The 7,650-nt window shown below is 61.6% G+C and carries 5 protein-coding genes; all 5 read right to left on the bottom strand.

Features of this window, described 5'->3' with window-relative positions; translation table 11 throughout:
* Positions 1-112 precede the first annotated feature (112 nt).
* On the bottom strand, positions 113-388 hold the full coding sequence (locus tag H097_RS17990; protein WP_029293742.1) for a peptidylprolyl isomerase: 276 nt from the start codon (positions 386-388) through the stop codon (positions 113-115).
* A 41-nt stretch (positions 389-429) separates the two neighbouring features.
* Positions 430-2,979, bottom strand: coding sequence for a PAS domain-containing protein (locus tag H097_RS17985; protein ID WP_032861438.1), 2,550 nt, complete (start codon positions 2,977-2,979; stop codon positions 430-432).
* Between the two features lie 143 nt (positions 2,980-3,122).
* The gene (locus H097_RS17980; RefSeq protein ID WP_032861437.1) at positions 3,123-5,075 is read right to left on the bottom strand and encodes an acetoacetate--CoA ligase; all 1,953 of its coding nucleotides are present in this window, start codon (positions 5,073-5,075) and stop codon (positions 3,123-3,125) included.
* A 169-nt stretch (positions 5,076-5,244) separates the two neighbouring features.
* Positions 5,245-6,018 (bottom strand): 3-hydroxybutyrate dehydrogenase, encoded by a 774-nt coding sequence (locus H097_RS17975; protein WP_032861436.1) that lies wholly within the window; start codon positions 6,016-6,018, stop codon positions 5,245-5,247.
* A 7-nt stretch (positions 6,019-6,025) separates the two neighbouring features.
* Positions 6,026-7,417: a GntP family permease gene (locus H097_RS17970; protein WP_032861435.1), complete on the bottom strand. Its 1,392-nt coding sequence runs from the start codon at positions 7,415-7,417 to the stop codon at positions 6,026-6,028.
* Between the last annotated feature and the right edge of the window lie 233 nt (positions 7,418-7,650).

Genomic DNA, 7,650 nt, shown 5'->3' with positions numbered 1-7,650 from the left:
CCCAAGAAATTGGATTGGTGTCCAACTTCTTGGGGGCAGTCCATTTTGGGCGGGTTCACACCTCCAAGTGTGGGAGCTGGCTTGCCTGCGATAGCGGTTTTGAGCCAAGCGCTCAGTCGCGGTAGAACACCTGCACCAGGTGATAACCAAACTTGCTCTTGATCGGGCCGTGTACCACCCGCAGCGGCTTCTTGAAAATCACCGCATCGATCACCCCGACCATCTGTCCCGGCCGTACTTCACCGAGGTCGCCACCGCGCTTGCCGGACGGGCAGGTGGAGAACTTCTTGGCCAGCACATCAAAGGCTTCGCCCTTGGCAATACGTTGCTTGAGCTGTTCGGCTTCTTCGCTGGTCTTGACCAGGATATGACGGGCTTGGGCTTTCATCGGGCAGTTACCTTGCAACGGTCGGGCTTGAAGGCGCGCGATTATGCATCAACTTGGCCTTTGACGTTGATCATGCTGCGGATTTTTGTGGCCAGCAGGTCGATGGAAAATGGCTTGGCCACCATGTCCATACCGTCCTCCAGGAAGCCTTGGCGTTCGGTGGCCGTTTCGGCGTAACCGGTCATGAACAGCACTTTGAGCTGCGGGCGATGCTGGCGGGCGATTTCCGCCAGTTGCCGGCCGTTCATGCCGGGCAGGCCGACATCCGTCACCAGCAAGTCCACCCGCAGGTCAGACTCCAGCAACGGCAAGGCCGCCCGCGCGTCGGCGGCCTGGTGGGCAGTGTAGCCCAGCTCATCCAGCAGGTTGACCACCAGCATGCGCACCGCCGTATCGTCTTCGACCACCACCACGGCTTCGCCGTCCCGCGCCACCGGCGCTTCCATGGGGCTTTGCGGCAGGACTTTTTCCAACGCGGTGCCATGCAGGCGCGGCAGGTACAGGCGCACGCAGGTGCCTCGGCCCGGCTCGCTGTGGATCGTGACGTGGCCGCCGGATTGCTGGGCAAAGCCATAAATCATCGACAGACCCAGGCCGGTGCCCTGGCCGATGGGCTTGGTGGTGAAGAACGGGTCGAAGGCCTTGGCCAGGATCTTTGGCGTCATCCCGGCACCGTTGTCGCATACGCCAAGCATCACATAATCACCGGCCTTGACGGGCTCCAGGGTGGTGATGTCAGTGCCGTCCAGGTAGCTGTTGGCCGTCTCGATGCTCAGCAGCCCGCCATCGGGCATGGCGTCGCGGGCGTTGATCACCAGGTTGAGCAGGGCGTTTTCCAGTTGGCTGGCGTCGGTGTTCACCGGCCAGATATCGTTGCCCAGTTGCACCTTGAGGTCGATATGGGCGCCTTTGGTGCGGCGGAACAGTTCTTCCAGGGACGCGACCAACTGGTTCGGGTCCAGGGGGCGGCGATCCAGGGACTGGCGCCTGGAGAAGGCCAGCAGGCGGTGGGTCAACGCGGCCGCGCGATGGGCCGAGGACACGGCGGCTTCGGTGAAGCGGCCAATCTCATCGCTACGTCCGGCGGCGAGGTAGCGCTGCATCAGGTCCAGGCTGCCAATGATCCCGGTGAGCATGTTGTTGAAGTCATGGGCGATACCGCCGGTAAGCTGGCCGACCGCTTCCATTTTTTGCGCATGGCGCAGGGCGTCTTCAGCGCGCTCGCGCTCGAACATCTCGTTTTGCAGGCGCTGGTTGGCTTCGGCCAGGGCCTGGGTGCGCTGGACCACGCGCTCTTCCAGGTTGTCATTGAGATGGCGCAGCGCTTCTTCGGTGAGTTTGCGTTCGGTCTCATCGATCACAAAGATATAGAAGCCGTTGACCGAGCCGTCCGCGCTGAAACGCGGCAGGTACTTCATCAACGCATGCCGTGGCCGGCCATCGCGGTGGGGGGTGATGGTGACAAAACTGCAGGCCTTACCCTTGAGCGCGGCCGCGATTTTATCGGCGCGCCCGGCATAGATCTCGGCGCCGATGACTTCGCGAATGGTCTTGCCATACAGCTCTTGCGGCGTCAGCCCATACCAGTCGAGGTAGGCGCTGTTGTTCAGGCGAAAGCGTTCTTCGTGGTCGACATAGCCGATCAGCACCGGCATGGCGTTGATGATCAACTGCAGCTCGGTCTGGCTCTGGCGCAGGGCTTGTTCGGTCTGCTTGCGTTCGGTCAGGTCCAGCGCGGCGCCGAGAAAGCGCGCCGGCCGGCCGTGGTGATCCTTGTAGCAGCGGCCACGGGCAAACACCCAGCGCACCTGGCCGTCCGCCTGGAGCAGGCGATACTCTTCGGCGTACTCGGTGCCATGGGTAATGCAATGCTTGATGCTGCGGGCGACCATGCCACGGTCTTCTGGGTGCACGCCTTGCAGGTAATCGCTGATGGGCAACTGTTGGGCATTGCATGGATCAACCCCATGCAACTGGGCGAAATGGCTGTCGGCGATAAAGCGATCTTCGCTGATGTCCCAGTCCCAGGTGCCTACCGCATCAGTGGCGGCCAGGGCCAGTTGCAGGCGTTGCTCGGTGTTGTGCTGGGCCTTGAGGCTGGCGTCGGAGCGTTGTTGCAGCTCTTGGGCCAGTTGCCGGCGTTCGTTGGTTTCAATCGCCGTCCCCAGGATCCCGGCGACCCGGCCACGTTCATCGCGAATCGGGCTGTAGGTCAGGTCCAGCCAGATTTCCGTATCGCGGTGATTGCGCTGCAGGACAAATCGTTGCTCGGTAAAGGTACGCACCTGGCCGGTGAGGACGGCGCTGTAGATCGGGTCGGTGAAGTGTTGCAGTTCCGGCCAGACCAAATGGGTGGGTTGGCCGAAGGCCTGGGGGTGTTTGTTGCCGGCCAGCAGGGCGAAGCCATCGTTGTAGATCTGTGTGAGTTCGTCGCCCCACAGCAACAGCATCGGCATCGGAGAGTGGATGACGATATCGATTGCCGTGCGCAGGCTTTGCGGCCAGCGGCTGGCATCACCGAGGGGGCTTGTGGCCCAGTCCAGCCGCGCGATCAGTGTCGCGGCCTCGCTGCCGGTGGGTGATCCGTTCATGTAGGTGCCCTGCGTGTAACGCTTGAAGAATGACCAAAGCCAGTGCTCCCGTGGTGCGGGAGTGGCTGATTACCCCTCGAAAAATAGCATGCTTGAGGGGTTTTTCTTCAAATGAGTGCGTTATAGCTGAAACCTTTCATCATTTATGCCAGTTCAGGGCGGTTGCGAAATTGCTCCAGGGCTTGGGGGTTGGCCAGGGCATCGGTGTTTTTCACCGGCTCGCCATGCACCACATTACGCACTGCCAGCTCGACGATCTTGCCGCTGATGGTGCGCGGAATATCGGTCACGCTGAGGATCTTCGCCGGTACGTGACGCGGTGTGGTGTTGGCGCGGATCACCTCGCGGATCTGCTGCTCAAGGGCTGCGTCCAGGTGTTCGCCTTCATTGAGGCGCACAAACAGCACCACGCGCACATCGTCCTGCCAGCGTTGGCCAATGGCCAGGCTTTCCATGACCTGCGGGACTTTCTCCACTTGGCGGTAAATCTCCGCCGTGCCGATGCGCACCCCGCCAGGGTTGAGCACCGCATCCGAACGCCCATGGATCAGCAGGCTGCCATTGGGACGTTGTTCGGCATAGTCGCCCTGGGCCCAGACGCCGGGGAACTGGCTGAAATACGAGGCCCGCAGTTTTTCCCCTTGCGGGTCATTCCACAGGCCGATGGGCATGGCCGGGAAATGCCGGGTACACACCAGCTCGCCTTTTTCGCCAACCAGTGGCCGACCCTGGTCGTCCCAGACCTCGATGGCCATCGCCAGGCTCTTGCACTGCATCTCACCGCGGCGTACCGGCAGCACCGGGTTGCCGATGACAAAGCAGGAGACGATATCGGTACCCCCGGACATCGACGACAGGCACAGCTCGTGTTTGATCTCGCGGTACACGTAGTCGTAGCTCTGGGGCGAGAGCGGCGAGCCAGTGGAGATCAGGCCCTTGAGGCTGCCCAGGTCATGGCTTGCGCGCGGTTGCAGGCCGGATTTTTCCAGGGTCGCGAGAAATTTCGGGCTGGTGCCGAACACGCTGATGCGTTCCTGGTCGATCAGGTCGATCAGCCGTTCGGGGCCGGGATGAAAGGGCGAGCCGTCATACAGCACCACCGTGGCGCCGATAGCCAATACCGAGACCAGCCAGTTCCACATCATCCAGCCGCAGGTGGTGTAGTAGAACAGGCAATCGTCGCGCGACAGGTCGGCGTGCAGGCCGTGTTCCTTGAGGTGGGTCAGCAGCACGCCACCGGTGCCGTGGATGATGCACTTGGGCACGCCAGTGGTGCCGCTGGAGTAGAGGATATAGAGCGGGTGGTCGAAGGGCACGGCGACAAACTGCGGTTCGCCGCCTGCGCTGTAAAAGTCGTCCCACAGGCTGATATTGGCCTGGGTCTGATAATCGTCGACACGCGCCTCGGGCCGGGCGTAGGGCACGATGATCAGTTGTTGCAGGGAGGGCAGGCGTTCGAGGATTTCGTTGAGCTTGGCGCTCTGGTCGATCAACTTGCCGGCGTAGCGATAACCGGCACAGGTGATCAGTACCTTGGGTTCGATCTGGCCGAAGCGGTCGATCACGCCTTGGGTGCCGAAGTCCGGCGAGGAACAAGACCAGATCGCGCCGAGGCTGGTGGTCGCCAGCATGCCCACCAGGGTTTGCCAGGTGTTGGGCATGCACGCTGCGACGCGATCGCCCAGGCCCACTCCGGCCGCTTGCAGGCTGCGTTGCAGGCCGGCGACGTGCGCGGCCAGTTCGGCATAGGTCAGTTGTTCGCGCTGGCCGTCTTCGCTGATCGCGACCACGGCGGGGTGGTCATCGCGACGCCGTAGCAGGTGTTCGGCAAAGTTCAGGGTGGCGCCGGGAAACCACTGGGCGCTGGGCATCTGCGTGCCTTCCACCAGTATGGCGGCAGGCGGCGTGCGCCATTGCACGTCGAAGAACTCGACAATCGCCGCCCAGAAGTCCGGGCGCTGGTCGATACTCCATTGGTGCAGGGCTGGGTAATCGTTGATCTGCAAGGCGTGGCGATCATTGATAAAGCGTCGGAACTGGTCCATCCGGGTGTTGTGGATGCGTTCCGGGCTAGGTTGCCAGAGGATGTCGGACATAAGCACGTCTCTTGTTCTTGTCGCAGATGTTTGACACTGCAAAGATCCTAAGGTGGGAGCGGGCTTGCTCGCGAAAGCGGTGGTTCAGTAATGAATAGGTTGACTGACACACTGCTTTCGCGAGCAAGCCCGCTCCCACATTTGGATCGGCGTTGTGCTGAGGATGGGGTTATTGGGCCAGCCACCCACCATCGATATTCCACGCCGCGCCACGCACCTGGCTCCCGGCTTCGCTGCACAGAAATAGCACCAACTCGCCCAGTTGCGGCGGGGTCACGAATTCCAGCGACGGCTGTTTTTCAGCCAGCAGATCATGCTGGGCCTGCTGCGGGTCAACGCCGGCGGCGATGCGATCATCGATCTGCTTCTGCACCAGCGGCGTCAGCACCCAACCCGGGCAAATAGCGTTGCACGTTACATTGCTGGTGGCGGTCTCCAGGCCCACGACCTTGGTCAGGCCGATCACCCCATGCTTGGCCGCCACATAGGCAGCCTTGCCCACCGAGCCGACCTGGCCATGCACCGAGGCGATATTGACGATCCGTCCCCAACCCTTGGCCTTCATGCCCGGCAGGCTCAGGCGGGTGCTGTGGAACACCGATGAAAGGTTGATGGCGATGATCGAGTCCCAGCGCTCCACCGGAAAGTCTTCCACAGCCGCTACATGCTGGATGCCGGCGTTGTTGACCAGGATATCGATACCGCCGAACTCTTGCTCGGCGTAGGCGACCATCTCGGCGATCTGCGCCGGGTCGCTGACATCGGCCGGGTGGTGGCCGACCTTGCCGCCAAAGGCTTGCACCTGGGCGATCACCGCGCTGGCATCGCCGAAACCGTTGAGGATCAGGTTGGCGCCGGCCTTGGCCAGGCTCAGGGCAATGCCCAGGCCGATGCCGCTGGTGGAGCCGGTGACCAGAGCGGTCTTGCCATTCAATGTCGTCATGAAAACCTCACACAATGCCGGTGGCGTAGAAAGTACCGATCACCACGAACACCGCGAGGGTCTTGATGATCGTGATGCCGAAAATATCCTTGTAGGCCTCGCGGTGCGTCAGCCCGGTGACCGCGAGCAGCGTGATGACCGCGCCGTTGTGCGGCAGGGTGTCCATGCCGCCGCTGGCCATGGCCGCAACCCGGTGCAGCACTTCCAGGGGGATATTGGCTGCATGGGCCGCCGAAATAAAGCTCTCGGACATGGCCGCCAGGGCAATGCTCATGCCGCCCGAAGCAGAGCCGGTGATGCCGGCCAGCAGGGTCACGGTAATCGCTTCGTTGACCAGCGGGTTGGGGATGCCCTTGAGCCAGTCCGCCAGCACCAAAAAGCCCGGCAGCGAGGCAATGACTGCGCCGAAACCGTATTCGGACGCGGTGTTCATCGCCGCCAGCAGTGCACCGCTGACCGCACTTTTACTGCCTTCGGCCAGCTTGCTCTTGATCGCCGAAAAGCCGAACACCAGGACCATGATGATCCCCACCAGCAAGGCGGCCTGCACCGCCCAGATCGCGGTGAGCTTGGCGATTTCGGTGGTCACCGGCGCGCTCATGCCCGGCAGGGCGAGGCTGTGGGTCTTGCCATACCATTGCGGGATCCAGTGGGTGAACAGCAGGTTCATCACTCCCACCAGAATCAATGGCGACAAGGCAATCCACGGGTTGGGCAGGCTCAGGTCTTCGGCGGTTTCCGGCTCGTTGCGCAACTCGGTGCCATAGCCTTCACCGGCACGCTGGGCCTTGTTGCGTTGGCGTGCCAGGTACAGCATGCCGGCGCAAAACACAAAGATCGTGCCGATCAAACCCAGCCAGGGCGCGGCCCAGGCAGTGGTGTTGAAGAAAGTGCTGGGGATGATGTTCTGGATCTGTGGGGTGCCGGGCAGGGCGTCCATGGTGAATGAGAACGCGCCCAGGGCGATGGTCGCGGGGATCAGGCGCTTGGGGATATTGCTCTGGCGGAACATCTCGGCGGCAAACGGGTACACCGCAAACACCACCACGAACAGCGACACGCCACCGTAAGTCAGCAGGGCGCAGACCAGCACGATCACCAGCATCGCCTGGCGGGTGCCGAGCAAGCGAATGGCCGCAGCCACGATCGAGCGTGAAAAGCCCGACAGCTCGATCAGCTTGCCGAACACCGCGCCGAGCAGGAACACCGGGAAGTAGAGTTTGATAAAGCCGACCATTTTCTCCATGAACACCCCGGTAAAGGCAGGGGCGACAGCGGAAGGGTCAGTGAGCAACACGGCGCCAAGGGCGGCGATGGGGGCGAACAGGATGACGCTATAGCCACGGTAGGCAGCCAGCATCAGCAGCGCGAGCGCCGCCAGGGCAATGATCACACTCATGGTGTGTCTCCATCGGATTGTTATTGTTGTGGGGTGAAGCTGTAGGAAGGGGCTGTAGCGGGAATTGTGCCAAGTTCATAACTTATTGATATATATGAATATTTATAAGTCTTTGTGACTGATTTTCAAATCATGTCTCTATTTAAAGACAAATGAAGAGCAAATGTGGGAGCGGGCTTGCTCGCGAAAGCAGTGTGTCAGTCAACTGATTTATGGCTGAACCAGCGCTTTCG

Source organism: Pseudomonas sp. FH4, from assembly GCF_000510915.2.
Taxonomy (GTDB): Bacteria; Pseudomonadota; Gammaproteobacteria; order Pseudomonadales; family Pseudomonadaceae; genus Aquipseudomonas; species Aquipseudomonas brenneri.
The sequence above is the reverse complement of the archived record's forward strand: the minus strand, read 5'-3'. Positions and strand labels throughout refer to the sequence as shown.

Coding starts and splice junctions, on each gene's coding strand:
- H097_RS17990 (WP_029293742.1), bottom strand. CDS start 388: ATGAAAGCCCAAGCCCGTCATATCCTGGTCAAGACCAGCGAAGAAGCC.
- H097_RS17970 (WP_032861435.1), bottom strand. CDS start 7,417: ATGAGTGTGATCATTGCCCTGGCGGCGCTCGCGCTGCTGATGCTGGCT.
- H097_RS17980 (WP_032861437.1), bottom strand. CDS start 5,075: ATGTCCGACATCCTCTGGCAACCTAGCCCGGAACGCATCCACAACACC.
- H097_RS17985 (WP_032861438.1), bottom strand. CDS start 2,979: ATGAACGGATCACCCACCGGCAGCGAGGCCGCGACACTGATCGCGCGG.
- H097_RS17975 (WP_032861436.1), bottom strand. CDS start 6,018: ATGACGACATTGAATGGCAAGACCGCTCTGGTCACCGGCTCCACCAGC.